The organism is Streptomyces sp. NPDC034099 (genome assembly GCF_055575415.1).
Genome location: NZ_JBVISR010000008.1, coordinates 250,983 through 274,062 on the forward strand (window position 1 = coordinate 250,983; position 23,080 = coordinate 274,062).

The 23,080-nt window shown below is 73.2% G+C and carries 25 protein-coding genes; 17 read left to right on the top strand and 8 right to left on the bottom strand.

Annotated features, from left to right (window positions below; all coding sequences use genetic code 11):
• Positions 1 to 124 precede the first annotated feature (124 nt).
• Entirely contained in the window at positions 125 to 1,012 is an 888-nt protein-coding gene (locus ACZ56V_RS23795) for a LysR family transcriptional regulator (RefSeq protein WP_468945011.1), read from the bottom strand.
• An 85-nt stretch (positions 1,013 to 1,097) separates the two neighbouring features.
• Here ACZ56V_RS23795 and ACZ56V_RS23800 point away from each other — a divergent pair, with 85 nt between their 5' ends.
• Positions 1,098 to 1,958: a PhzF family phenazine biosynthesis isomerase gene (locus tag ACZ56V_RS23800; RefSeq protein WP_398908634.1), complete on the top strand. Its 861-nt coding sequence runs from the start codon at positions 1,098 to 1,100 to the stop codon at positions 1,956 to 1,958.
• Positions 1,959 to 2,027: 69 nt separating this feature from the next.
• On the top strand, positions 2,028 to 2,867 hold the full coding sequence (locus tag ACZ56V_RS23805; RefSeq protein ID WP_468945015.1) for a lysozyme: 840 nt from the start codon (positions 2,028 to 2,030) through the stop codon (positions 2,865 to 2,867).
• A gap of 28 nt (positions 2,868 to 2,895) precedes the next feature.
• Here ACZ56V_RS23805 and ACZ56V_RS23810 read toward each other — a convergent pair whose 3' ends face one another.
• From ACZ56V_RS23810 to ACZ56V_RS23820, 3 genes are all read right to left on the bottom strand, one after another.
• Entirely contained in the window at positions 2,896 to 3,618 is a 723-nt protein-coding gene (locus ACZ56V_RS23810; protein WP_468945018.1) for an FAD binding domain-containing protein, read from the bottom strand.
• A gap of 171 nt (positions 3,619 to 3,789) precedes the next feature.
• The gene (locus ACZ56V_RS23815; protein WP_468945021.1) at positions 3,790 to 4,578 is read right to left on the bottom strand and encodes a hypothetical protein; all 789 of its coding nucleotides are present in this window, start codon (positions 4,576 to 4,578) and stop codon (positions 3,790 to 3,792) included.
• A gap of 106 nt (positions 4,579 to 4,684) precedes the next feature.
• Positions 4,685 to 5,425, bottom strand: coding sequence for a class I SAM-dependent methyltransferase (locus ACZ56V_RS23820; protein ID WP_467380019.1), 741 nt, complete (start codon positions 5,423 to 5,425; stop codon positions 4,685 to 4,687).
• 44 nt (positions 5,426 to 5,469) lie between these two features.
• On the opposite strand from ACZ56V_RS23820, the gene ACZ56V_RS23825 reads away from it, so the two are divergent.
• Together ACZ56V_RS23825 and ACZ56V_RS23830 are read left to right on the top strand one after the other, a co-directional pair.
• A complete protein-coding gene (locus tag ACZ56V_RS23825; RefSeq protein ID WP_398908623.1) occupies positions 5,470 to 6,075 on the top strand; it encodes a flavodoxin family protein in 606 nt (201 codons plus the stop codon).
• A 94-nt stretch (positions 6,076 to 6,169) separates the two neighbouring features.
• Positions 6,170 to 6,733 carry a Dps family protein gene (locus ACZ56V_RS23830; protein WP_398908622.1) on the top strand — a complete coding sequence of 188 codons (564 nt, stop codon included), beginning with the start codon at positions 6,170 to 6,172 and terminating at the stop codon, positions 6,731 to 6,733.
• Between the two features lie 62 nt (positions 6,734 to 6,795).
• Here ACZ56V_RS23830 and ACZ56V_RS23835 read toward each other — a convergent pair whose 3' ends face one another.
• The gene (locus ACZ56V_RS23835; RefSeq protein WP_398908620.1) at positions 6,796 to 7,152 is read right to left on the bottom strand and encodes a PRC-barrel domain-containing protein; all 357 of its coding nucleotides are present in this window, start codon (positions 7,150 to 7,152) and stop codon (positions 6,796 to 6,798) included.
• A gap of 171 nt (positions 7,153 to 7,323) precedes the next feature.
• On the opposite strand from ACZ56V_RS23835, the gene ACZ56V_RS23840 reads away from it, so the two are divergent.
• From ACZ56V_RS23840 to ACZ56V_RS23850, 3 genes are all read left to right on the top strand, one after another.
• Positions 7,324 to 7,677, top strand: coding sequence for an STAS domain-containing protein (locus ACZ56V_RS23840; protein ID WP_467380016.1), 354 nt, complete (start codon positions 7,324 to 7,326; stop codon positions 7,675 to 7,677).
• Complete coding sequence (locus ACZ56V_RS23845) at positions 7,674 to 8,603, top strand: anti-sigma factor RsbA family regulatory protein (protein WP_467380014.1); 930 nt, start codon at positions 7,674 to 7,676, stop codon at positions 8,601 to 8,603. Before ACZ56V_RS23840 ends, ACZ56V_RS23845 begins: the two co-directional genes overlap by 4 nt.
• A gap of 127 nt (positions 8,604 to 8,730) precedes the next feature.
• On the top strand, positions 8,731 to 9,576 hold the full coding sequence (locus ACZ56V_RS23850) for an RNA polymerase sigma factor SigF (protein WP_398908613.1): 846 nt from the start codon (positions 8,731 to 8,733) through the stop codon (positions 9,574 to 9,576).
• Positions 9,577 to 9,590: 14 nt separating this feature from the next.
• Here ACZ56V_RS23850 and ku read toward each other — a convergent pair whose 3' ends face one another.
• Positions 9,591 to 10,634, bottom strand: coding sequence for a non-homologous end joining protein Ku (gene ku / locus ACZ56V_RS23855; RefSeq protein ID WP_467380012.1), 1,044 nt, complete (start codon positions 10,632 to 10,634; stop codon positions 9,591 to 9,593).
• Between the two features lie 275 nt (positions 10,635 to 10,909).
• Here ku and femY point away from each other — a divergent pair, with 275 nt between their 5' ends.
• A complete protein-coding gene (femY, locus tag ACZ56V_RS23860; RefSeq protein WP_398908609.1) occupies positions 10,910 to 12,031 on the top strand; it encodes a peptidoglycan bridge formation glycyltransferase FemY in 1,122 nt (373 codons plus the stop codon).
• A gap of 1 nt (position 12,032) precedes the next feature.
• Here the strand turns inward: femY and ACZ56V_RS23865 are convergent, their stop codons facing one another.
• Positions 12,033 to 13,496, bottom strand: coding sequence for a purine-cytosine permease family protein (locus tag ACZ56V_RS23865; protein ID WP_468945030.1), 1,464 nt, complete (start codon positions 13,494 to 13,496; stop codon positions 12,033 to 12,035).
• A gap of 69 nt (positions 13,497 to 13,565) precedes the next feature.
• On the opposite strand from ACZ56V_RS23865, the gene ACZ56V_RS23870 reads away from it, so the two are divergent.
• The 3 genes from ACZ56V_RS23870 to ACZ56V_RS23880 all read left to right on the top strand — a co-directional run bounded on the left by ACZ56V_RS23870 (position 13,566) and on the right by ACZ56V_RS23880 (position 16,631).
• Complete coding sequence (locus ACZ56V_RS23870; RefSeq protein ID WP_468945033.1) at positions 13,566 to 14,210, top strand: TetR/AcrR family transcriptional regulator; 645 nt, start codon at positions 13,566 to 13,568, stop codon at positions 14,208 to 14,210.
• Positions 14,211 to 14,230: 20 nt separating this feature from the next.
• The gene (locus tag ACZ56V_RS23875) at positions 14,231 to 15,856 is read left to right on the top strand and encodes an amidohydrolase (protein WP_467380006.1); all 1,626 of its coding nucleotides are present in this window, start codon (positions 14,231 to 14,233) and stop codon (positions 15,854 to 15,856) included.
• A 73-nt stretch (positions 15,857 to 15,929) separates the two neighbouring features.
• Positions 15,930 to 16,631 carry a type 1 glutamine amidotransferase gene (locus ACZ56V_RS23880; protein WP_398908608.1) on the top strand — a complete coding sequence of 234 codons (702 nt, stop codon included), beginning with the start codon at positions 15,930 to 15,932 and terminating at the stop codon, positions 16,629 to 16,631.
• A 13-nt stretch (positions 16,632 to 16,644) separates the two neighbouring features.
• Here the strand turns inward: ACZ56V_RS23880 and ACZ56V_RS23885 are convergent, their stop codons facing one another.
• Positions 16,645 to 17,820 carry a GDSL-type esterase/lipase family protein gene (locus ACZ56V_RS23885; protein WP_468945037.1) on the bottom strand — a complete coding sequence of 392 codons (1,176 nt, stop codon included), beginning with the start codon at positions 17,818 to 17,820 and terminating at the stop codon, positions 16,645 to 16,647.
• A 193-nt stretch (positions 17,821 to 18,013) separates the two neighbouring features.
• On the opposite strand from ACZ56V_RS23885, the gene ACZ56V_RS23890 reads away from it, so the two are divergent.
• From ACZ56V_RS23890 to ACZ56V_RS23915, 6 genes are all read left to right on the top strand, one after another.
• Positions 18,014 to 19,015, top strand: a complete 1,002-nt coding sequence (locus ACZ56V_RS23890) for a GlxA family transcriptional regulator (protein WP_468945040.1) — start codon at positions 18,014 to 18,016, stop codon at positions 19,013 to 19,015.
• A gap of 15 nt (positions 19,016 to 19,030) precedes the next feature.
• A complete protein-coding gene (locus tag ACZ56V_RS23895; RefSeq protein ID WP_398908604.1) occupies positions 19,031 to 19,609 on the top strand; it encodes a DUF488 family protein in 579 nt (192 codons plus the stop codon).
• A gap of 91 nt (positions 19,610 to 19,700) precedes the next feature.
• On the top strand, positions 19,701 to 20,651 hold the full coding sequence (locus ACZ56V_RS23900) for a hypothetical protein (RefSeq protein ID WP_468945043.1): 951 nt from the start codon (positions 19,701 to 19,703) through the stop codon (positions 20,649 to 20,651).
• 93 nt (positions 20,652 to 20,744) lie between these two features.
• Complete coding sequence (locus ACZ56V_RS23905; RefSeq protein ID WP_398908600.1) at positions 20,745 to 21,083, top strand: SCO0607 family lipoprotein; 339 nt, start codon at positions 20,745 to 20,747, stop codon at positions 21,081 to 21,083.
• 155 nt (positions 21,084 to 21,238) lie between these two features.
• Positions 21,239 to 22,072 (top strand): hypothetical protein, encoded by an 834-nt coding sequence (locus ACZ56V_RS23910; RefSeq protein WP_467379998.1) that lies wholly within the window; start codon positions 21,239 to 21,241, stop codon positions 22,070 to 22,072.
• Between the two features lie 67 nt (positions 22,073 to 22,139).
• Positions 22,140 to 23,003: a DMT family transporter gene (locus ACZ56V_RS23915; RefSeq protein WP_398908597.1), complete on the top strand. Its 864-nt coding sequence runs from the start codon at positions 22,140 to 22,142 to the stop codon at positions 23,001 to 23,003.
• Positions 23,004 to 23,080 lie beyond the last annotated feature (77 nt).

The window sequence follows — 23,080 nt, forward strand, 5'->3', positions numbered from 1 at the left end:
AACTTTCCCGACATCACGCCCATCGAACGCACCGATGTGGTACAGGCGTTCTGCCTGTGGCGGGTGTTCCAAGGGCGGGTGTTCCGGGACCGGACGTTCCGTGGACGGGGCCGGCTGAGCGCGCTCAGTCGCCCAGATGGCGGGCGAGCGCCCGGGCGACCTCCCGTGCGGCGGGTGCCGTCCATCGCCTGCGGTGCCGGGCGAGCCGTACCGGTGTGTCGGGGAAGCCGGGTCCCTCGACCCGGACCAGGCGCCCGCGCCGCAGTTCCTCCGTCACGGTGGTCAGGGGCAGCAGGGTCAGTCCCAGCCCGGCCGCGACGCAGTTGCGCGCCGCGTCCACGCTGCCGAACCTGGTCAGCCGCGGTCTGCCGTCCGGCACCTCGAGCAGTCGGCGGGCCAGCGCGTCGCTGTAGGAGCAGCCCTCTTCCAGCAGGAAGAAGCTCTCCCCCGCAAGCTCCGGCCAGCTCGCCCGCCGCCCCCGGGCGGCCAGCGGGTGTCCGGGGGCGGCGACGAGGACGAGCGGCTCGCGGCCGACCGGCTCGGACGTCACGTCGGGGAAGTCCGTCTCCTCCTCCAGCAGCAGGGCGAGGTCGAGCCGTCCGGACCGCAGCCCCTCCACGGACTCCCGGGTCCCGGCCGCGTACAGGTGGACGTCGACCTCGGGGTGGCTCGTGCGCAGCGCGGCGACCAGTCCCGGCAGGCGGCTCGCGCACAGGGACTCCGGGCTGCCGATCACGACCCGCCCCGACACGGCGCCGGCGTCGTCGCTCGCGGCCCGCAGCCGCGCCACGGCGTCGAGCACCTCCTCGGCCCGTTCCAGGAGCCGGCGGCCGGCGTCCGTGAGCAGTGCGCCGGTGGGCAGGCGGTCGAAGAGCCGCACGCCGAGGTCCTGTTCCAGGGTGCGGATGTGCACGGTGACCGTGGACTGGGCCAGGTGGAGTTCGGCCGCTGCGGCGGTGAAGCCGCCGGTGCGGGCGAGCACGGTGAAGGTCGTCAGCAGCCGGGTGTCCACGGAGCCAGGGTATGCGATTTCGCGATGGTGCTGATCACAAACGATCGTTGGACACGATCGGCCGGCGGCTGGCAGCGTGTCCGCCATGACGACAGAGATCCTGCGCTACTCGGCCTTCACCCACGACCCGGCGGGCGGGAACCGGGCCGGGGTGGTCCTCGACGCCGCCGGGCTGGACGACACGGCCATGCTCGCCGTCGCCGCCGAGGTGGGCTACTCCGAGACCGCCTTCGTCACCGGCGGCGATGTGGAGCGACGGCGGTTCCGGGTCCGCTACTTCAGTCCGCTCGCCGAGGTGGCGTTCTGCGGGCACGCGACAGTCGCGCTGGCCGTCGCCCTCGCGGAGCGGCTGGGCCCCGGCGAGGTCGTCCTCGACACGCCCGCCGGTGAGATCCCGGTGTCCACCGCGGTCGACGGGACCGGAGCGGTGCGGGCCACCCTCACCAGCGTGCCGACGCGTTCGCGCCCGGCTCTCCCCGCCGAACGCGACGCCGCGTTGCGGGCGCTCGGCTGGAGCCCCGCCGACCTGGATCCCGCGCTCCCCGCCCACGTGGCGTTCGGGGGCAACGACCACCTCGTGCTCGCCGCGGTGTCCCGGGCCCGGCTGGCCGACCTCGACTACGACTTCGACGCGCTCGCCGAGGTCATGCGGCGGTACGGCTGGACGACGGTGGACCTGGTGTGGCGCGAGTCGGCGGAGCGCTTCCACGCCCGCAACCCGTTCCCCGTCGGCGGCGTCGTGGAGGACCCGGCGACGGGTGCGGCCGCCGCGGCGTTCGGCGGGTACCTCCGTGAGCTGGGTCTGGTCACCCGGCCGGGCACGATCGCGATCCGCCAGGGCGAGGACATGGGCCGGACCAGCGAGCTGCTGATCGAGGTCAGTCCGCGCGATCCGCGTACCCGGGTCACCGGACAGGCCGTGTCCCTCTCCGGGGCATCGGTCTGAGACCACCCCCAACACCGTCTGGGCGACTGTGGGATGCGGCAGGGCCCGACTGCGGTTCGGATGGGTGCCATGCGCAGACCCATAAGCGTGGCGAAACGCCACTCACGCCTGCTCACCTCAGGCGTCATCCTCGCCGCCCAGTCACTCCTGCTGACCCTGGCCGCCGTTCCGGCCACCGCCTCCGCCGACGACACCCGGACGCCCGCTCGTGGCACCGCCCACATGGGCACCGGTGTCCTCGCCCACGAAGGGGTCCAGGGTCACCCCGTCGGCACCCGCGTCGCCCAGACCGAGGGGGTGGACGTCTCCAGCCACCAGGGCAACGTCGCCTGGTCGACCCTCTGGAAGAGCGGCGTGAAGTGGGCCTATGTGAAGGCCACCGAGGGGACCTCCTACCGGAACCCCTACTTCGCCCAGCAGTACGGCGGTTCGTACGACGTCGGCATGATCCGCGGCGCGTACCACTTCGCGACCCCGGACACCGCCGGCGGTGCCGCCCAGGCCGACTACTTCGTCGAGCACGGCGGCGCGTGGTCCAAGGACGGCAAGACGCTGCCGGGTGTCCTGGACATCGAGTACAACCCGTACGGGGCCACCTGCTACGGACGGACGCACAGTCAGATGGTGAGCTGGATCCGGGCCTTCCTGGACCGGTACAAGCAGCGCACCGGCCGCCATGCCGCCATCTACACCTCCACCAACTGGTGGACGCAGTGCACCGGGAACTACAGCGGTTTCGGCGCGAGCAACCCGTTGTGGGTCGCCCGGTACGCCTCGACCGTGGGGACGCTCCCGGCCGGCTGGGACTTCCACACGATGTGGCAGTACACCTCGTCCGGACCGACCGTCGGGGACCACGACAAGTTCAACGGGTCACTGGACCGCGTCAAGGCCCTCGCCAAGGGCTGACACGGTCCGCCCTCGCCGGCCGCCGGGTTCAGCGGCCGGCGAGGGGACCCAGGATGTCGGCGACCTGCTCGCGCACCACGTCCCTGGCCCCGGCCGGGAGGGCGCCGATGTCCGTCCGCTCCAGGGCGTCGAGGGTCTCGTCGGGGCCCGCGTCGCACCCGGCGCTCTCGCTGAGCACGTCGTAGCCCTCGCGGACGGCGACGCGCAGCAGGTGCCCGCCCTCGCCGTCGACGTGCACGGCGGTGGCGACCACCAGGGGCGGCGGGCCGCCGGCTTCGGCGGGCTGCTTGCGGTAGCCGCTGGCCACCGGCGTACGCCAGCGCAGGCCGAGCAGCAGGTGACGCTTCGCCACGACCTCGGCCAGATCGGTCTCGTAGGGCCGGTCCGGGCCCAGCACCGTGGCGCGGGCGTCCAGCACGAGGGCCGCGGGCAACAGGCAGCGCAGGCTGCTGCCGACCAGGTTTCCGCCGACCGTGGCCGTCCGGCGCACGGCTCCGGTGCCGACCGAGCCCGCCGCCCGGCGCAGTACCTCCGGCACCCGGTCGTCGATGCGGTGCAGCACCACGGCCGCGCCCAGCGACTCGGGTTCGACGACGGTCGCCTCCGGCAGCCCGCGCAGCGACATGGCCAGGTCCGGGAAGCCGTCGCGTTGCCAGGTGGCCCAGACGAGGGTGGCCCCGCCGACGGGCACCGCGCCCTGCGCCATGCACTCCTGCGCTTCGGTCACGGTCGTGGGCTGACGCAACAGCATGGCGATCGACCTGCTTCCCGGGAGTCGGCGGCCGGACGACACCGCGTCTTCCGCCGGGTGATCAGGGTCACTGGGATTGTCCGCACCGCGCAGGGGGCGCGTACAGGGCTCACTCGTTTCTCGCGTGCGCCCTCCGCGCGCCATGGGGGATGCGCAGGCTCGGCTGCCGCCTCACGGGCCGAGCAGCGCCTCGGCCAGTTCGGCGCCCAGTCGCTCGCCGTCCTTGCGGACCAGTTCGGGGACCTGTGCGTTCCATGCCGCCGCCGCGCGCTCCAGGGCTTCGGCGCAGGTCCGCCGGGCGCGACGCCCCAGCACCGCCGTGGCGAGCGGCAGGAGCGGGCGGGCGACGGAGCGGCCCCTGACCCGTGCCCGCACGGTCACCCGCCAGCGTCCGTCCGGGGCGGGGCACGGTACGACCGTCACCGAGACGCGGGCCAGCGCGTGCGTCAGGGTCCCGCTCAGGGGGGCGCGGGACGGGTGGCGGCCATGGCTCGTCGCCTGCCACCACGTGCCGAGGTCGAGGCGCAGCCGTCCGGTGCCGCCGAGGTACTTCGCCCGCTCGCCGCCCGACCGCAGCGTCGCCGACAGCCACGCCTGCCGGGGCCGTCCGGCGCTCGTGAGCCCGAGGGCGCAGTCCAGCCGGGCGGGACGGTCCGGGGCGTCGTCGAGGGTGACGACCTCCAGCGCCGTCTCCCGGCGGCGGTCCCAGGAGAGAACGGTGAGCCACTGGTCCGCGTCCGGTCGCCCGCCCTCCTCGCGCACGGGCCGGTACTGCGCGCCCGGCCCCAGATGCCGTCCCCGCGCCAGTACCAGGCCGGGCAGCGGACGTCCGTCGGGCAGCCGCAGCCGCCCTCCCTCGACGGCCGTGCCCTGCGCCAGGTCGTACAGCGCGGCTACGCACGACTCCAACCAGCGACGGGGTACGGGGACGAGGGTCACGGTGTGCTGGAAACGGGCCATGCGGCGAGGATGGCCGCCCGGAGGGGGCCGCGTCATGAGGGCGGCCGGGCAGTGAGGGGGCGGCGTCGGCTGCCGGTTCCCGGGGTTCCTTCCGGTGCGGGCGGCGTCAGCGCCCGTCCGCCTCCGGACGCCGCGCGACGAAGACGAACTCCCGCCCCGCGCGGTCGGGGGCCCCGCGCACCTCCCGAACGGCGTAGCCCTGTTCGGCCAGGTCGGCCGCCACCTCCTCCCGCTCCCGGAAGCGCAGCGTCGAGTCGGAGGTCAGCACGTCGCCGTCCGCGCCGAAGACGTAGGTCCAACGGAAGCTGACCAGCGGACCGCTGACGTCCAGCAGCCGGCACCAGCTCTCGACGGTGCCCGTACCGGGGACCTCCGCGACCTGGTGGGTGTGCTCGCGGGTCCACTCCTCCCAGGCGCGCCGGGCGGGGTCCCGGGTCTCGAACACCAGGTGGCCGCCGGGCCGCAGCGCCTCGTACGCGCCGCGCAGTGTGCCCTGCCAGGAGGACCGGTCGGTGATCGCCTGGGCGACGTTCGCCGTCATGGTCGCGAGGTCGACGCGCAGCGGTGGGAGCGAGGTGGCGTCGCCCTCGATCCAGCGCACCCGGTCGGCGCCCGGTCTGCCGCGGGCCACGTCGAGACTGGCCCCGGCGGGGTCGACACCGACGACGTCGAGGCCGCGGTCGGCCAGCAGCAGGGCGAAGACCCCGGTTCCGCAGCCGATGTCCAGCACGCTCCGGGCACCGAACTCGTCGGCCATGCGCAGATACGGGACGAGGTCGCCGCGGTCGGTGTCGAACACGTCGTGGAGCGCGGCGAGCCGCGGATGCCGGAAGCACTCGTCAGCCATACGGCCGACGGTAGCGTGACTCCCGCCGGGGAACACGGGTGGGCATGCGCGCACTCGTGATCAACTGCACCCTCAAACCTTCCCCCCAGCCGTCGAACACCGAGGCACTCGCCGCCACGGTCATCGCGGCGCTCAAGGGCCACGGGGCGGAGGTGGACGTCGTACGGGCCGTCGACCTGAACCTGAAACCGGGGGTCGAGACCGACATGGGCGACGGGGACGACTGGCCGGGCGTGCACGAGAAGCTGCTGGCCGCCCAGATCCTGGTCATCGCGTCGCCGACCTGGCTCGGCCGCCCCTCCTCCGTCGCCCAGCGGGTCCTGGAACGCATGGACGCCATGCTCGGTGAGACCGACGACGAGGACCGCCCGGTCGCCTACAACCGGGTCGCCGGCGTCCTGGTCACCGGGAACGAGGACGGCGCCCACCACGTCATCAGCGAGATCAGCGGCGGGCTCGCGGACCTCGGCTACACCATCCCCGGCCAGGCCTGGACCTACTGGCACCTCGGTCCCGGCCCGGGTCCGGACTTCCTCGACGACGACCGCGGCCACGACTGGTCGGTCTCCACCGGCCGGGCCATGGCGTCCAACCTGGTGCACGCGGCGCGCGCGCTCGGCGCGATGCCGCTGCCCGCCCCGCCCTCCTGATCCGGAAGCCGCCCGCGCATGTCTGCCGGAGCCGATACGGGGCATTCGTGCACGAGCAATGACGTACGAAACGCATGAGGAGCTGAGGTCCGCCATGACGCACGACCTGACCCCGAAGTACACGGTCCCCGGCATCGAGCGCGAGGCCGCCGGACGGCTCATCGGTGTGCTGCGGCTGCGCCTGCACGCCCTCAACGACCTGCACCTGACCCTCAAGCACGTGCACTGGAACGTGGTGGGTCCGCACTTCATCGCGGTCCACGAGATGATCGACCCCCAGGTCGACCAGGTGCGCGACATGGCCGACGACGTCGCCGAGCGCATCGCCGCGCTCGGCGGGGTGGCCCAGGGCACGCCCGGGGCGCTGGTGGCCGAGCGCAAGTGGGACGACTACTCCATCGGACGGGCGGACGCCATCGCCCATCTCGGCGCGCTCGACGTGGTGTACACCGGCGTGGTCGAGGGGATGCGCGCCGCGATCGAGGAGGCCGGCAAGATCGACACGGCCACGGAGGACCTCCTGATCGGCCAGCTCAGGGATCTGGAGCAGTTCCAGTGGTTCGTGCGGGCCCACCTGGAGAGCGCCGGCGGCGCCCTTGCCACGGGCAGCGCGACGTCCGAGACCGAGGCGGCGGCACGCGGCGCGGAAATCGCGTAGCCGGACCGCCCGGACCCGCACGGCGGTGTCCCGGCCGCGCGGCCGGGACACCGCACGCGGAGTCAGCGCCGGCCGAGGCGGCGTTCGCCGCGGCTGCCCTGCTCGTAGGGCAGGTGGTAGTGGGCGAAGACCGCGCCCTCGTCCTCGGCCGCCAGCTCACCGTCCGGGTCGATCCCGGGCGCGTCCTTCACCAGCGACTTGTCGTAGGTCACCTTCAGGTAGGACGGTGCGACGGTGGCCTTGTCCACCGGCACGAAGACGAGCCGCCGACGGGTCGGCAGGCCGACCGTGACCGTGGCGAACGCGGGCCGGTCGGTGAGGGTGTCGAAATAGATGGACTCCAGGGTCCCGATCTTGCGGCCGTCGTAGTCCACGACGTCGAGGCCGCGCCAGTCACGAATGTTTTCGGCTTCAAACATGCCCAGTCTTCCCTTCCGAGGACGCGCTCAGTGTCTTGTTCCCCGCTCCGCCCGGCTGTCGCCCGTACGTCCCCTCACCGGCGTACGGCGCCCGCTCGGGATAGGCTGCCTGGCCGGGAGAGGCGCCCGGGCTCCCTCGGGTGTCCGGTGGAGTTCCGAAGGGGATCGAGTGTGGATGGCACAGGTGCCAAGGGCGGTCCGGCCCGCGCCGGGAACGGTGCCCTGCTGGACGTGGGCCCGTTGCCCGGCCGGCCCGGCATCCGGGCCAGTGGTGAGATCAACGTGAGTACCCGTCTCTCCTGGGAGAACGCCCTCACCGACCTGTCCCGCAGGCACACGGACGTGTCCTACGTGGAACTGTCGGGGGTGCGGTTCGTCGACGTGGCCGGGGTGACGGCACTGGCCGTCACGGCCATGAACCTGCCTGTCGGCCGGGTCGTGGTGGAGCACCCGCCGCCGCAACTGCCGAGGGTGCTGGACCTGTTCTGGCCGTCCCTGCACCGGATCGAGGTGGCGCCCCGATGAGCACGGCAACCACCGACGGAACGTTCGTCCATCCGGCGCTGTTCTACCGCTCGGCAGCCGAGTACACCGACCGGACGGTGGCGTTCGTACGGGAGGGACTGGCCGCGGGCGAACCGGTGGCGGTGGCCGTGCCGGGCCCCAACCTGGAGCTGGTCCGGGCGGGACTCGGCACGGACGCGCGGGACGTCACTTTCCTGGACATGACCGAGGCCGGGCGCAACCCGGGGCGGATCATCCCGGGCGTGCTGCGGGCGTTCGCCGACGCGCACACGCGCGTACGGGTGCGGATCATCGGCGAGCCGGTCTGGGCCGAGCGCAGTGCCGTGGAGTACCCGGCGTGCGCCCAGCACGAGGCGCTGATCAACGCGGCCTTCGTGGACCGTCCCGCGACCATCCTGTGCCCCTACGACGAGACCCGGCTGACCGCGGACGTGCTGGCCGACGCCCTGATCACCCACCCCACGGTCATCACCGAAGGCAGGGAGCGGGTCAGCGAGGGGTACGACTGGCGCGCGGTCGTCGACCGCTACAACGAGCCGCTCGAGCCCGCTCCCGACGCCGATGCCCTGGCCTTCGGGTCCGGGGAACTGCCCGAGGCGCGCCGCTTCGCGGCCGACCGGGCGGCCTCGCTCGGGCTGACCGGGCAGCGGCTGCAGGACGCCGAACTGGCGGTGTCCGAGCTGATCACCAACAGCGTGGTCCACGGTGGCGGCGACGGCACGGTCGCGGTCTGGGCCGAGGCGGGACAGGTGGTGTGCGAGGTCCGCGACGCGGGCCGGCTCACGGATCCGCTCGCCGGCCGGCGGCCTCCGGAGCGCGGGCAGATCGGTGGCCGCGGCCTCCTGCTCGTCCACTACGTCGCCGATCTGGTGCGGGTCCACACGACCGATGAGGGCACCGCGGTCCGCTTCTACCTGGGCGTGTGAGGCACCGTTGCGGACTCCTTTCCGATGGTGCGGCACTCCGCCAGGTGTGCGAGGCCTGACCCGGGGTAGGCGACCGGTCGTCGGCCGACAAGGTGACACGACGACCGATCCACCGGGAGGGCACATCATGATGACGACGACCGCACAGACCACCGAGCACGCCACTACGGGCATGCCGGAGATCGCGGACCCGTCCAAGGTGGCGCCCAGGGACGCGCGGGAGTTGTCGAAGCTGTTCTTCGAGCAGCTGGCGGTCCTGGAGGAGGGCACGCCCGAGTACCAGTACGCGCGCAACACGCTGATCGAGATGAACATGTCCCTGGTCCGCTTCGCGGCCGGCCGGTTCCGCAGCCGCGGGCCGGAGGAGATGGAGGACATCGTCCAGGTCGGCATGATCGGTCTGATCAAGGCCATCGACCGGTTCGAACTGACCCGCGAGGTCGAGTTCACCTCCTTCGCCGTGCCCTACATCGTCGGGGAGATCAAGCGGTTCTTCCGGGACACCTCGTGGGCGGTGCACGTGCCCCGGCGCCTCCAGGAGGCCCGCGTCCAGCTGGCCCGGGCCACCGAGGAGCTGCGCAGCCGGCTGGGCCGCAACCCCACCACCCAGGAGCTGTCGGAGCTGATGAGCCTGCCGGAGGACGAGGTCGTCGAGGCCCGCCTGGCGGCCAACGGCTACAACTCCTCCTCCCTGGACGCGGCCATCAACGGCAGTGAGGACGGCGAGTCGGCGCTCGCGGACTTCATCGGTGCCGACGACGCCGCCCTGGCCCTCGTGGACGACTTCCACGCCCTGGCCCCGATGATCGCCGAGCTGGACGAGCGCGACCGGCAGATCATCCACTGGCGGTTCGTCGAGGAACTCACCCAGAAGGACATCGGCGAGCGCCTCGGCGTCTCCCAGATGCACGTCTCCCGGCTCATCTCCCGCCTGCTGACCCGCCTGCGGGAGGGCATGCTCAGCACCACCTGAGCGGTGGTCCGGTCTCAGGCCGCGGTCGTCTTCTTCTTCCGGCGACCGCGGCTCTTGCTGTCGCCGAGCGCGTCGACGAGTTGCTGGCGGCTCATCTTCGAGCGGCCGGCGATGTCCTGCTCGGTGGCCCGCTGGTAGAGCTCCGCCTTGCTCAGCTCCCGCAGCTCGCCCCGGGCGGGTGCGCTCCGGCGGGAGGGTCCGGTGGCCTTCTTCCGCGGTGTGGCGGCCTTCTTCTGCGGCGCGGACCGCTCCTTGGCGCCCGTGTCATCGCCCGTACCGCCCTTCGCCTGTTCCAGGCTGCCGCGCAGGACCTCCATCAGGTCGACGACGTTGGTGGCCTCGGGCGCCTCCTCGGCGACGGCGATCTCCTCGCCCTCGGCCTTGGCCCGGACCAGCTCGCGGACCTTCTCCTGGTAGGTGTCGCGATAGCGGCCGGGCTCCCAGTCGCCGCTGAGGGCGTCGACGAGACGCAGCGCCATGTCCAGTTCCTTGCCGCGGCCCACCCGGTCCGACGGCAGTTCCGGAAGCTCCTTCACGGGGTCGCGGACCTCGTCGGCCCAGTGCAGCGTCTGGAGCAGCAGGACCCGGTCCTCGGCGCGCAGCGCGGTCAGGTACTGCCGGTTGCGCATGACGAAGGTGGCGACACCCGCCTTGCCGGTCTCGGCGAGGGCGGTGCGCAGGAGTTCGTAGACCTTGAGGTACTCCTTGCCGCGCGGGGCGATGTAGTAGGTGCGGCCGAAGTAGACCGGCTCGATCCGGTCCAGGTCCACGAAGTCGGTGATCTCGAGGGTTCGGGAGCGTCCCGGCGCGATCTCGTCGAGTTCCCCGGGCTCCACGACGACGTACTCGCCCTCGCCCACCTCGTATCCCTTGACGATGTCGTCGGCGGCGACTTCCTTGCCGGTGCGCTCGTTGACGCGCCGGTTGCGTACCCGGTCCGAGGTGCCGCGCTGCAACTGGTGGAAGTGGACCGTGTGGTCCTCGGTCGCCGTGAACAGACCGACGGGCACCGAGACCAGCCCGAAGGTGATCACGCCCGTCCAGATCGCCCGTGCCATGACCGTCCGCTCCGTCCGTCCCGCTCGCACCGCCCGGTCCTGCCACGCTGCCATCCGGCCCACGTCCCCGCGCGCCGGACGGGGCACACGGGTGGGCGGCACGGTGACAGCGCGCGGAACGGCCGCCGTCGTTGTTCCCTGTGAGGTGTGCGGGACGGCGGACGACCCCCGCGGCTCGGCCGTCTCTCCGCCGCACCGTCGTACCACCCCACCACCCCACCGCCGCACCGTCACACCGCCTCACCGTCGAACGAAGCCGAACAGAGGGACGCCCCATGAGCTGTCGTCTGAAGCCGATCACCCGCGAGGAGCATCTGCGCTTCGTCACGACCCGGCCTTCCGTGAGCCACCTCCAAGTCCCCTCCTGGGGTGACGTGAAGCCGGACTGGCGGGCGGAGAGCCTGGGCTGGTTCGACGAGGGCGGAGAGCTGGTGGGCGCCGGGCTGGTGCTGCTGCGGCCGCTGCCGCGGCTGAAGCGGTACCTGGCCTACCTGCCCGAGGGCCCGGTCATCGACTGGACGGCCGACGGTCTGGAGCGGTGGCTGGAGCCGATGCTCGCGCACCTGAGGGAACGCGGCGCGTTCACGGTGCGGATGGGGCCGCCGGTGGTGACCCGGCGCTGGAGCGCCGACGCGGTCAAGGCGGCGATCGCCGACCCGGGTGCCCGGCGGCTGGGCGACGTGGAGGCGACGGTGCGCGAGCCCGGGGCCGACGACATCGCCGAGCGGCTGCGCGGGATGGGCTGGCGGCGCACCGAGCCCGGCGGCGAGGACGGCTTCGCCGCGGGCCAGCCGCGTCACGTGTGCCAGGTACCGCTCGCCGGGCGGTCGCTGGAGCAGCTGCAGAACGGCTTCAACCAGCAGTGGCGGCGCAACATCAAGAAGGCCGAGAAGGCCGGCGTCAAGGTCGTCCGGGGCGACGAGGAGGATCTGCCCACCTTCTACGAGCTGTACGTGGAGACCGCGCGCCGGGACCGGTTCGTACCGCGTCCCCTCGCCTACTTCCGGCGGATGTGGCGGGCGCTGACCGCCGAGGACCCGGACCGCATGCGCCTGTACCTCGCCCATCACGACGGGGAGGTGCTCGCCGCGGCCACGATGCTGACGGTCGGCGAACACGTCTGGTACTCCTACGGCGCGTCCACCAGCCGGCGGCGCGAGGTGCAGCCCAACAACGCCCTCCAGTGGCGGATGATGTGCGACGCCCGTGAACTGGGTGCCGCCGTCTACGACTTCCGCGGCATCACCGACACCCTGGACGAGGACAACCACCTGCTGGGACTGCTCCGGTTCAAGGTGGGCGCGGGCGGACAGGCCGTCGAGTACCTCGGCGAGTGGGACTATCCGCTGAACAGGGTGCTGCACAAGGCGGTGTCCCTCTACCTGGCACGCCGCTGAGTCAGGCCGACGGCGTCCCCGCCCCCGACCTTCGGCCGCGCGCCAGGACCGCGTAGAGCGCCGAGGCCACGACCATGCCGGCCGGCAGGGAGAGGTCGACGCCGCCCAGCGCGCGGGCGACCGGCCCGGCGTAGAGGGTGTCGACGCTGAGGGCGGCCACGACGACGCCCCCGGCCAGGGCCAGTGCGCCGGCCGGGTTGACGCCGGCGGTGTACCAGAAGGGGCCGCCACATGACTCGTCCATGAGGGCCCGGCCGTCGTACCGGTTGCGGCGCAGCGCGATGTCGGTGGCGTAGACGGCCATGGCGGGGCCGAGGAGGACCACGGTGAGCTGGAGGACGTTGCTGACGGTGTCGAGGAAGTCGGAGACGAGCAGGCCGTACAGGGTGAGGGCGACGGCCGCGGCGCCGTCGGCGAGCACGCTGCGGGAGCGGCGGATGCGGATTCCGACGGCCTGGAGGGCGAGGCCCGCGCTGTAGGCGGTCAGGGCGTTGATGGCGACGGTGCCGAGGACCAGGGCGAGCAGGAGGACCGGGCCGAACCAGCCGGGCAGGATCTGCCGCAGGCCCGCCTGGGGGTCCGTCATGTCGACGGCGGTCGCGGCGAGGGCGCCGAGGAAGCAGACGACCACACCCGGCAGGAAGCCGCCGAGAGCGGTCCAGCCGACGATCGCCCTGGCGGACGTCGTACGGGGCAGGTAGCGGGAGAAGTCGGCGCTGGTCGTGTACGACAGCGGGCCGGACCCGATGAGGGTGACGCCGGCGACGAGGACCGCCCACAGCTCGTGGCCGGTGAGCGGCTGGGCCGGCACGTAGGAGAAGTCGGCGTGCCCAAGGACGCCGACGGCGACGACGGCGAAGGCGGCCGTCAGGGACAGTGTGATCGGCAGGTAGAGCTTCATGATCATGGCGTGGCCGTAGACGCCGATGGTCAGGGTGAGCGCGGCCACGACGATCACCACGACGACCTTGACGCCGGTGTTCACGGTGATACCGGCCATGGCCACGAGGGCGAAGGCGGCGGTCGCGGCGGCGGCGAGGTTGAGCGCGAAGTAGCAGACGGAGATCAGCCAGCCGACGATCGCGTTGTTCACGCGGTTGCCGCGGACCCCGTACATGGCGCGTGTGACGACCTCGCTCGGCGCGCCGGCCGCCGGACCGGACAGGGAGAGCACTCCGGTGAGCAGCCAGAAGAGGTTGCCCACCACGATCACCGCCAGCGCCTGCCACGGGGTCAGGCCCATGAGGATCAGGGCGCCGCCGGTCACCAGGTTCAGGTAGTTGACGTTGGCCGCCGCCCAGACGGAGAAGAGCTGCCTGGGGCGCCCGTGCCGTTCGTGCTCGGGGATGTGGTCGATGCCGTGGGCCTCGACCCGGCTCGCCCGGTCCGACGCGGTCCGGGGCGGCGGACCCTCCCCGCGCAAGGCGCCGGTGCCGGGTTGCGGGTCGGGGATCGTGGACGCCATGAGGCTCCTCCGGGGTGCTGGTGGCCCACCTGCTTGCTTGTTGGTCGCACACTCAATAGCATCGATTCCATGCCGTCAAGCATCTCGAACAAGCGAATCCGCAAAAATCCAGCGGCCAGACGTGCGGAAATCGTTGCCGCAGCATCGTCCGTCGCACTGACCGAGGGACTGGAGTGCATCACCCTGCGGCGGATCGCCGAGGAGCTGGACGTCCGTCCCGGACTGATCAGCCACTACTTCCCCGCGGTGGAGGATCTGGTGGCCGAGGCGTACGGCGACGCGGCCGGTTCGGAACTCGACGAACTCCTCCCGGCCGACCGGGCCGGAGCCACGCCGACGCGGCACCTGGCCCGGTTCTTCGCCCGGGCGGCCGGCGCCGGGTTCGACGACATCAGCCGTCTCTGGCTCAACGCCCGGCACCTGAGCCGCTACCGGCCCACGCTGCGCGACCGTGTCGCCGTCCAGGAGGCCGCGTGGCGCGACCGGCTCGAGACGGTCGTCCGCGACGGTGTCGAGCGAGGCGAGTTCCGCACCGCTGACCCGCTGCTGGCCGCCATCCGGATCCTGGTCGTCCTCGACGGTCTCGGCATGCTCGTCAACAGCGCCGACAACGCCGACGACCCGCCCGGGGTCCGGCTGATGCCGGCCCTCACCGCGGAGCGCGAACTCGGCCTGCCCGCGGGCACTCTGACGGCTGCCACCGCCCCGAACTGACCCGCTTCCAAGGAGCGACTGTGCGCACCTCTCTGATCCTGCTCTCGGCTCGGCTGCTCGATCCGGCCACCGGTGCCCTCCTGCCGCAGACCGCGCTGGCCGCGGCCGACGGCCGGATCGCGGCCCTCGGTGACGACCGGGAGGTCCGGGCCCTCGCGGACGCCTCGACCACGGTGATCGACCTGGGCGGCGCCGTGGTGACTCCCGGTCTGGTCGACGGCCACATCCATCCCGTCACGGGCGCCGAGCTGACCCACGGCCTCGACCTGTCCGGCTGCCGCGACCTCGACCAGGTGCGTGGGGCGCTGGCCGGCGCGGTGCGCGACCTCCCCCGGGGTGCGTGGCTGCACGGCTGGGGGCTGGACCCCAACGTCTTCGCCGGCCGTCCGGTCGAGGTGGCGCCGTTCGACGCCGTGCTGGAGGGCGTGCCGGCGCTGTTGCTGCTCTTCGACGCGCACTCGATGCTGGCCAGCCGGCGGGCACTCGAACTCGCCGGGGTGGACGGGCCGCGCACCTTCGACCAGGCGACGGCCGAGGTGGTGTGCGACGCGCACGGCAGCCCGACCGGGCTGCTGCTGGAGGACGCCGCCTGCGACCTGGTGGAGCGCATCGCGCCGCGGCCCACCCGCGAGGAGCGGCGTGACCGGCTCGCCGCGGCCCTGCGCGCCATGGCCGCCTCCGGGCTGACCGGCGGCCACGTGATGGACGCGAACGGCGACAGCCTCGCCTTCTTCACCGAGCTGGACGAGGCCGGGCGGCTGCCGCTGCGGCTGCGGGTGGCTCCCTGGTGCCAGCCGGGCACGGACGAGGAGGGGGTGCGCGCGCTCGTCGCACGGCAGGGCGTGGGCGGCCGGCTGTGGCGGACCGCCGGGGTCAAGATCTTCATGGACGGGACCGTCGACAACGGCACCGCGTGGCTGGAGCAGCCGGACTGCCACGGCGAGTCCCGGCACGCCTTCTGGCCCGACCCCGAGGAGTACACGCGCGTTATCGGCGTGCTGCACCGGGCGGGGGTGCCCACGGCCACCCACGCGATCGGCGACGCGGCCGTACGGCACGTCCTCGACGCCGTGGAGAAGGCCCGGACGGAGGGCGGCCCAGGGCCGCGGCACCGGGTCGAGCACATCGAGACCGTCCCGGACGACACGCTGCGCCGGTTCGCCGAACTGGGTGTCGTGGCGTCCATGCAGCCCACGCACTGCTGCGACTTCACCCGTGCCGACCACACCGACAACTGGTCGCGGCGGCTGGGCGAGCCGCGCGCCTCGCGGGCCTGGCGCTGCCGCGACCTGCACGACTCGGGTGCCCTCGTGGTCCTCGGTTCCGACTGGCCCATCGCGCCGTACCCGCCGCTCGGCGTCATGGCGGGCGCCCGCCACCGTCGGCCGACGCGCGATCTGAGCCGGGCCCCGCACGGCCCGGAACAGGCGCTGACGGCGGCGGAGGCGCTGCGCGGCATGACCGTCAACGCCGCCTACGCGGCGGGCGAGGAGCACGAGGCCGGACGGATCGCCGTGGGCCACCGTGCCGACCTGACAGTCCTCGGCGCCGACCCGCTCACCGTGGCGTCCACCGAACTCGCCGACGTACCGGTGCTGTTGACCGTCCTCGACGGTGAGCCGACGCATCGGGCGGCCGGTCTGTGACACGGTGGGCGGACGGCCCGCCGCGTCGCGTGCGGCGAGGCCGAGTCCGTACGAGGTGAAGCGGGGTGGGGAGATGTCGCGGCTCTTGGTGGTGCAGAACCACCGGGGCGGTGGGGCGGGCCGGTTCGGTGACTGGCTGGTCGCGGGCGGGGTGGCACTGGACGTGGTGCACGCGTACGCCGGTGCGGCGCTCCCCCGGCGTCCGGAGCACGACGGCGTGCTGGTGCTCGGCGGTGGCTACCTGCCGGACGACGACGAGCGCGCTCCCTGGCTCGCCCCCACCCGGGCCCTGGTCGCCGAGGCGGTGGAGCGGGGCACCCCGGTCTTCGGGATCTGCCTCGGCGGACAGCTCCTCGCCCAGGTCGCCGGCGGCACGGTGCGGGGCGAGCACGGTGAACCGGAGGTCGGCAGCACGCCGTTGACCGTGCGGCCCGAGGCCGCTGCCGATCCGCTCTTCGCAGGGCTGCCGGAGCGGGTGACGGCGGTCGAGCACCACCAGGACGCCGTCACCGCCCTGCCGCCCGGCGCAGCGTGGCTCATGTCGAGCGAGCGGTGCCCGTACCAGGCGTTCCGGGTCGGTGAGCGGGCGTGGGGTGTGCAGTTCCACCCCGAGGCGGGGGCTGACCGGGTCAGGTCGTGGGACGCCGAACGGCTCCGGGCCCGGGGGCTGGACCCGGTGGAGATCTCCCGCCGGGCGGAACGCGACGAGCCCGCGGCCGAGGCGGTCTGGCGCGAGGTGGCCGGTCGCTTCGCCGGGGTCGTCGTCGGGTCGTGAGGGCTCGTGAGGTTCAGCCGCTGAAGGCTCCCCGGTCGGCGAAGGCCAGCTTGGCGAAGCGTTCGCCGATGAGGCGGTGGGTGGCGGCGTCCGGGTGGATGTTGTCCGGCAGGGGCAGGTCTGCCGCGTCGGCCTCTCCGTACAGTTCGCGCCCGTCGAGGTAGTACAGGTTCTCGTCGTCGGCGGCCCGTTCGGCGACGATCCGGGACAGCTCGTCCCGGATGACGTTCAGGGTCAGTTTCCCGCTCGCGCGGTCCGCCGGGTCACCCGTGGCGACGAACCGGAGGCGGCCCTCGGCGATGCCGGAGAAGTCGGGGGCGAGGGGGCCGGGGGTGTCCTCCTGCACGGGGCACAGGATGGGCGAGACGACCAGCAGCGGGGCGGTGGGGTGGCCCTCCCGGACGGTGTCGAGGAAGCCGTGCACGGCGGGGCCGAAGGCCCGCAGGCGCATGAGGTCGGCGTTCACCACGTTGATGCCGATCTTCACGCTGATCAGGTCGGCGGGGGTGTCGCGCATCGCCCGTGCGGTGAACGGGTCGAGCAGGGCGCTGCCGCCCAGGCCCAGGTTGATCAGTTCCACGCCGCCGAGGGATGCGGCGAGGGCGGGCCAGGTGGTGGTGGGGCTCGCGGCGTCGGAGCCGTGACTGATCGAGCTGCCGTGGTGCACCCAGACCCGGCGGCCGGGGTCCGGTGCGGGCTCGACGGGGGCGTCGGTGCGCAGGGCGACGAGTTCGGTGGTCTCGTTGTGCGGCAGCCAGATCTCGATGTCCTTGCTGCCCTCGGGCAGGTCCGCGAAGCGGAGGGTGCCGACCGGACCGGGCTCGACGCCCGCCGTGCCGGTGGTCATGTCGATGGTCAGGGTGTTGCCGCCCGTCACACTGCCCCGGCCCGCCGGACGGCCGTCGACGAGCAGGTCGTACACGCCGTCCGGGCGCGGCGGGACACCGACGTAGACCCGCTTGGTGGGCAGGGTGTCCAGTTCGAGGACGGTGGCGCGGGTGCGCAGGGCCAGGCGTACGCCTGAGGGCTGGGACTCGGCCATGGCCAGCTGTCCGTCGTTGTTCTGCGCGCGGGCCCGGGCGGGCAGCCGGTGCGGCAGCAGGCCGCGCTCGGTGCGCTCCAGGTCGAGGGCGCCCCGCAGGAGGTCCCCGGTGATGGGCGTGGTGATCCAGTCGTCCGTGGTGTGCATGTCGTCTCCGGCGGTGGTGCGGCTTGGTGTACGGCTCTCCCCTTCACCGATTGTGCACTGGCCTAATTCAATTAGGCAAATGGCTTAACATGACAGGACGGCCGGTTCGGCCTCCCGTGGCAGGAGTGACGGCTTCCCACGGGAAAACGCCACGGCCGCCGGTCACCGTCCAGCGAGGAGGTACGTTCCGGCCATGCACACCGTCGCCGTTCTCGCGCTGGACCAGGTGATCCCGTTCGACCTGTCCACCCCGATCGAGGTCTTCACCCGTACCCGGCTCCCCGACGGCCGCCCCGGCTACCGGATCCGGGTGTGTGCCGAGCACCCCGAGATCGACGCCGGCGCGTTCACGCTGCGCGCGCCCTGGGGACTGGAGGGGCTGCTGGAGGCGGACACCATCATCGTGCCCGGTACGGCCGCCGTCGCCGAGCCGCTCTCCCCCGCCGTCCGCGACGCGCTGCGCAAGGCCGCCGGGAACGGCACCCGGATCGCCTCCATCTGCTCCGGCACCTTCCCGCTGGCCGCCACCGGACTGCTGGACGGGCTGCGGGCCACCACCCACTGGGCCGCCGCGAAAGCCCTGGCCGACGGCCATCCGGACATCGACGTCGACCCGGACGTCCTGTACGTCGACAACGGCCGGATCCTCACCTCGGCCGGCGCCGCCGCGGGCCTGGACCTGTGCCTGCACATGATCCGGCGCGACTACGGCTCGGCGGTCGCCGCGCACGCCGCCCGGCTGTCGGTGATGCCGCTCGAACGCGAAGGCGGCCAGGCCCAGTTCATCGTCCACGACTACACCCCCGTGCCCCGCGGTTCCGCCCTCGAACCCCTGCTCACCTGGCTGCGGGAGAACCTGGCCAGCGACCTCTCCCTCGCCGACATCGCCGCCCACGCCGGGATGAGCACCCGGACCCTCATCCGCCGCTTCCGGGAGCAGACCGGCAGCACCCCGCTGCAGTGGCTGCACCGTGCCCGGGTCCGGCAGGCGCAGCACCTGCTGGAGACGACCGAGCACTCCGTGGAACGCATCGCCGCCCAGGTCGGCTTCGGCTCGCCGACGGCCTTCCGCGACCGCTTCAAGCGCACCACCGGAGTCAGCCCGCACGCCTACCGGCGCACCTTCGGCCGGCGGACGGCGGCCCGGCACCGTGCCCGGGTGGGCCCCGTTCGGGTCGCGGGGCCGCCCGGGTGACCGTAGACAGAAGGCATGGGCGCAGGAAGTGCGGGGACCGGCGACGACATGGCGCAGCCCCACCTGGTCACGTTCGGGCACGGCACCGCGGGCCGCGCGGAGCTGGCCGGACTGCTGCGTGGTGCCGGTGTCACCTCCGTGGTCGACGTCAGGACCGCCCCCGGCAGCCGCCGCGACCCCGACCTGCTGCGGGACCGGCTGGCCGAGTGGATGCCCGAGGAGGGCCTGGACTACCGGTGGGAGCGGCGGCTGGGCGGGTTCCGCAAGCCGGCACCCGAATCTCCCGACGTCGTCTGGCGCAACGCGTCCTTCCGCGCGTACGCGGGGCACACGCGGTCGCCGGAGTTCGTCGCCGCGATGGACGAGCTGCTGGCCTCGGCGGCGCACGAGCGCACCGCGGTCATGTGCGGCGAGTCGGTGTGGTGGCGCTGCCACCGGCGCCTCATCGCCGACTTCGCCGTACTGGCCCGTGACACCCCGGCGGACCACCTCATGCACGACGGCCGGCTGACGGCCCATTCCCCCACCCCGGGCGCCAGGCTGCGGTCGGACGGCCTGCTCGTCTACGACGACCTGGAGGCGGCGGCGACGTAGGCCGCGCCGACGCCGGGACGGTCCCGGCGGCTCGCGGTCGGCACGGAGCGGGACGGCGGAGGACGGACGGCGGAGGACGGAGGCGGAGACCATGCAGCGCAAGGGCGGACGTCGCCGGGACACGGACGGCCGGGACGCGGAAGCGGTCGAGCAGGTCCTGGACGAGCTGTACGCCATGCCTCCGTCCGCCTTCGTCTCCCGTCGGGAGGAACGCGCCGCGGCCGCCAGAACCGCCGGTCGCAAGGAGGACGCCCGCCGCATCCACGCCGCCCGCCGGCCCACCCTCGCCGCGTGGGCGGCGAATCTGCTGACCCGCTCCCGGCCGGAGGAGACCCGGCGGTTCCTGGAGCTGGGGCAGGCACTGCGCGAGGCACACCGCACCCTGGACGCCGCCGGACTCAAGGAACTCTCGGCGCAGCGCCGGCGGATCGTCGCCGCCCTCTCCCGGCAGGCCGCACAGCTCGCCGGCGAGGCCGGGCAGCGGCTCTCCCAGGCGGCGCAGCGGGAGGTCGAGTCGACGCTGCGCGCGGTCCTCGCGGACCCGGACGCGGCCGGCCGGTGGGCCGGGGGACGCCTGGAGGTCTCCCTGACCCCGCCCTCGGCCTTTCCTTCGGGCACCGCTCCGCCCGAGCCCGCCCGAACCGAACCCCGGACCGCGCGCCCGAAGTCCCCCCGCGCCGCGTCCGGCACCCGGGCGAAGGACGAACTCGCCGAGCGGCGCCGCAAACGGCGAGAAGAACGGGAGCGGGCCGAACAGGAGGCCGAGCGGGCCGAACGGCACCTGCGCGACGCACGCGCCGAGCAGGCCGAGGCGCGGGAGTCGTTCCGCCGGGCCGACGACGAACTGGGCCGGGTCCGCGAGACGGTGGCCGCCGCCGAGGAGCGGCTGCGCGCGGCACATGAGGACTTCGAACGGGCCGAACGGGGACGGCGGGAGGCCGAGGAGCGGGACCGCGCGGCCGCGGACGCCGTGGCGGGGGCCGAGCGGGAGGCCCGGGCGAGCGCGCGCCGGGTGGACCGCTTGACCGACCGTGACAGGTAATACGGCTCGTCCGATTGAGTACTCGTACTCATGAGGTGCGTCCCCCCGCCAGGGGACGCTTGCCGCACCAGTCACCCCCTCAGGGAGCCAACCGTGCGTACCACTCACCTGCTTCACCGTCCGCCGACCGCGTCCGCCGACCGCACCGGGCGGTCCGTCCGTGGTCTCGTCCTGGCCTGTGTCGCCGCCGCGGCGGTGCTGACCGGCTGTTCCATGGAGGAGGCCAGCTGCGGCGGCGGTGAGTACCCGGTCCTGAGCATCGGCGGCACCGGCAGCGCATGTGTGCCCAACGGCGAGGAGCCGCCCAAGGGTTACACCCGCTACCCCGAGGGCAAGGTCCCGGAACACGTCGGCGACAAGTGGGACACCTACTGGCAGACACATACCGTCGACGAGCACGGGAAGGTCGTGGAGGTGCCCGCGGGCGGGTGAGCACCTCTCTCCGTGGTCCGAACACACGCACTGGGTTGCGGCGGCACATACCACGAGGGCGGCCATACGTGGTATACCGACTCGGCAGCGAACAGGGCAACAACTGAGGGCTGCGCGTCAGCCTTCACGGCCGCGAACCAAGGAGAGTCCACACCATGTCCGAGAGCACGATGCAGTCCGCCACCGAACTGGCGTCGCAGTACAGCGTCCAGGTCACCGACGACCTGGAGCGCAACGTCAAGGAGCAGGAACGTGTCAGCGCGGAGATCACGGCTCTCCAGCAGCAACTGGCCGCGCTCCAGCACGACCACGCCCTGCTGGTGAACATGCAGCAGGCCCTCGGCATCACCGCGCCGCCGCAGTCCGCCCCCGCCCCGGAGCCCGCCGCCGCGACCGGGGCGGCCACGGTGCCGGCTCCGCGTGGCGGTGCCGCCTCGCGGTCGGCCGCGGGCAAGTCGACGCGGAGCAAGAAGGCAACCTCCGCGCCCAAGCGCGCGGCGGCCTCGAAGCCGGGTGCCAAGCCGGCCTCCAAGCCGACCGCGAAGAAGGCCACCAGGTCGACCGCCACGACGACCACCGAGACGGCGGACAGGACACCCGCCGAGGCATCCGCCAAGACGGCCGAGAAGACACCCGCAAAGTCGGCCGCCAAGACCGCCGCCAAGAGCGCCGGGAAGCCCGCGGCGAAGAAGGCGGCGGCACGGGACGCGGGCCGGCCGACCCTGGTGGAGCTGGTGCGCGAGCACCTCGCCGGGCAGCGGGAACCGCGGTCCGCCGCCGAGGTCACCACGGCGCTGAGCGAGGCCCACTCCGGACGCACCGTCAAGACCACGGTCGTGCGCACCACGCTCGAGGGACTCGTCGCCAAGAACCAGGCCCAGCGCACCAAGCAGGGCACCTCGGTCTACTACACCGCCACCGAGGCCGCCGCGCCCGAGCGGAAGCAGGACCCCGCGGCCGAGGCTGCCTCCGGACAGAGCGACAGCTGAGCAGCCCCCCGGCACCCCGGACGCGACGCGGCGCGCGGCCGGGGGCGATCGGGGTGAGTATCGGTGGATGGGTGTTGTACTGCCGGTGCTCTTCGCACTCCTCGCCGCCTTCAGCAACGCGCTGGCCACCGTGCTCCAGCGGCGCGCCGCGCTGAGCGTGCCGCAGTCCCAGGGGTTCCGCCCCGGACTCGTCCTCGATCTGTTGCGGCGCCCCGTGTGGCTCGGCGGCATGCTGGCCGTCGTGGTGGCCGGTGTGGGGCAGGCGGTCGCCCTGGCGACGGGGCCGCTGTCACTCGTACAGCCCCTGTTCGTGCTGGAGCTTCCGCTGGCCCTGCTGCTGGCCTCGCTGCTGACCGGCAACCGGCTGCCGGAGGTCATGTGGCTCGCCGTCGGCGGGGTGGTCGTGGGGCTCGGTGTCGCGCTGGCCTCGGCCGCGCCGGACGGCGGCGAGGCCGACGTACCCCTGGACCGCTGGGTGCCCGCGCTGGCGGCCTGTGCCGGGGCGGCCGTACTGCTGGCCGCCGCCGGTCTCAAGCGTCCGGTCGGCAAGGCCCGTGCCGGGTGTCTCGGCGCGGCCACGGCGGTGTGCTACGCGCTGACGGCCGGACTGATGAAGGACTCCATGCGCGTCCTGGACGCCGACGGCCCGGTCGGCTTCTTCACCGCCTGGCAGACCTACGGCTTCGCGGTGGCCGGGGTGTGCGCCGTGCTCCTGCTGGAGCACGCCATGCAGGGCGGCCCGCTCGTCGCCTCGCAGCCCGCCCTCACGCTGGGCGACGCGACGGTGAGTCTGCTGCTCGGCGTGGTCCTGTACCGGGAGGACGTACGGGGCGACTGGTGGGTCGTGCCGCAGCTGCTCGGGGTGGCACTCATCGTCGTCGGAGTGCTGAACCTGGCCCGGCGCGGCGTGGATCTGCGCACCGCGCGGTGAGCGTCCCGCGGGCCGGGTGGCGAAGCGCGCCGCGCTCCCCCATGAATCCGCAGGTCAGACGTTTTCGCAGGTCAGCT

Coding starts and splice junctions, on each gene's coding strand:
- ACZ56V_RS23800 (WP_398908634.1), top strand. CDS start 1,098: ATGACGACAGAGATCCTGCGCTACTCGGCCTTCACCCACGACCCGGCG.
- ACZ56V_RS23805 (WP_468945015.1), top strand. CDS start 2,028: ATGCGCAGACCCATAAGCGTGGCGAAACGCCACTCACGCCTGCTCACC.
- ACZ56V_RS23810 (WP_468945018.1), bottom strand. CDS start 3,618: ATGCTGTTGCGTCAGCCCACGACCGTGACCGAAGCGCAGGAGTGCATG.
- ACZ56V_RS23815 (WP_468945021.1), bottom strand. CDS start 4,578: ATGGCCCGTTTCCAGCACACCGTGACCCTCGTCCCCGTACCCCGTCGC.
- ACZ56V_RS23820 (WP_467380019.1), bottom strand. CDS start 5,425: ATGGCTGACGAGTGCTTCCGGCATCCGCGGCTCGCCGCGCTCCACGAC.
- ACZ56V_RS23825 (WP_398908623.1), top strand. CDS start 5,470: ATGCGCGCACTCGTGATCAACTGCACCCTCAAACCTTCCCCCCAGCCG.
- ACZ56V_RS23830 (WP_398908622.1), top strand. CDS start 6,170: ATGACGCACGACCTGACCCCGAAGTACACGGTCCCCGGCATCGAGCGC.
- ACZ56V_RS23835 (WP_398908620.1), bottom strand. CDS start 7,152: ATGTTTGAAGCCGAAAACATTCGTGACTGGCGCGGCCTCGACGTCGTG.
- ACZ56V_RS23845 (WP_467380014.1), top strand. CDS start 7,674: ATGAGCACGGCAACCACCGACGGAACGTTCGTCCATCCGGCGCTGTTC.
- ACZ56V_RS23850 (WP_398908613.1), top strand. CDS start 8,731: ATGATGACGACGACCGCACAGACCACCGAGCACGCCACTACGGGCATG.
- ku (WP_467380012.1), bottom strand. CDS start 10,634: ATGGCACGGGCGATCTGGACGGGCGTGATCACCTTCGGGCTGGTCTCG.
- femY (WP_398908609.1), top strand. CDS start 10,910: ATGAGCTGTCGTCTGAAGCCGATCACCCGCGAGGAGCATCTGCGCTTC.
- ACZ56V_RS23865 (WP_468945030.1), bottom strand. CDS start 13,496: ATGGCGTCCACGATCCCCGACCCGCAACCCGGCACCGGCGCCTTGCGC.
- ACZ56V_RS23870 (WP_468945033.1), top strand. CDS start 13,566: ATGCCGTCAAGCATCTCGAACAAGCGAATCCGCAAAAATCCAGCGGCC.
- ACZ56V_RS23880 (WP_398908608.1), top strand. CDS start 15,930: ATGTCGCGGCTCTTGGTGGTGCAGAACCACCGGGGCGGTGGGGCGGGC.
- ACZ56V_RS23885 (WP_468945037.1), bottom strand. CDS start 17,820: ATGCACACCACGGACGACTGGATCACCACGCCCATCACCGGGGACCTC.
- ACZ56V_RS23890 (WP_468945040.1), top strand. CDS start 18,014: ATGCACACCGTCGCCGTTCTCGCGCTGGACCAGGTGATCCCGTTCGAC.
- ACZ56V_RS23895 (WP_398908604.1), top strand. CDS start 19,031: ATGGGCGCAGGAAGTGCGGGGACCGGCGACGACATGGCGCAGCCCCAC.
- ACZ56V_RS23900 (WP_468945043.1), top strand. CDS start 19,701: ATGCAGCGCAAGGGCGGACGTCGCCGGGACACGGACGGCCGGGACGCG.
- ACZ56V_RS23910 (WP_467379998.1), top strand. CDS start 21,239: ATGTCCGAGAGCACGATGCAGTCCGCCACCGAACTGGCGTCGCAGTAC.
- ACZ56V_RS23915 (WP_398908597.1), top strand. CDS start 22,140: ATGGGTGTTGTACTGCCGGTGCTCTTCGCACTCCTCGCCGCCTTCAGC.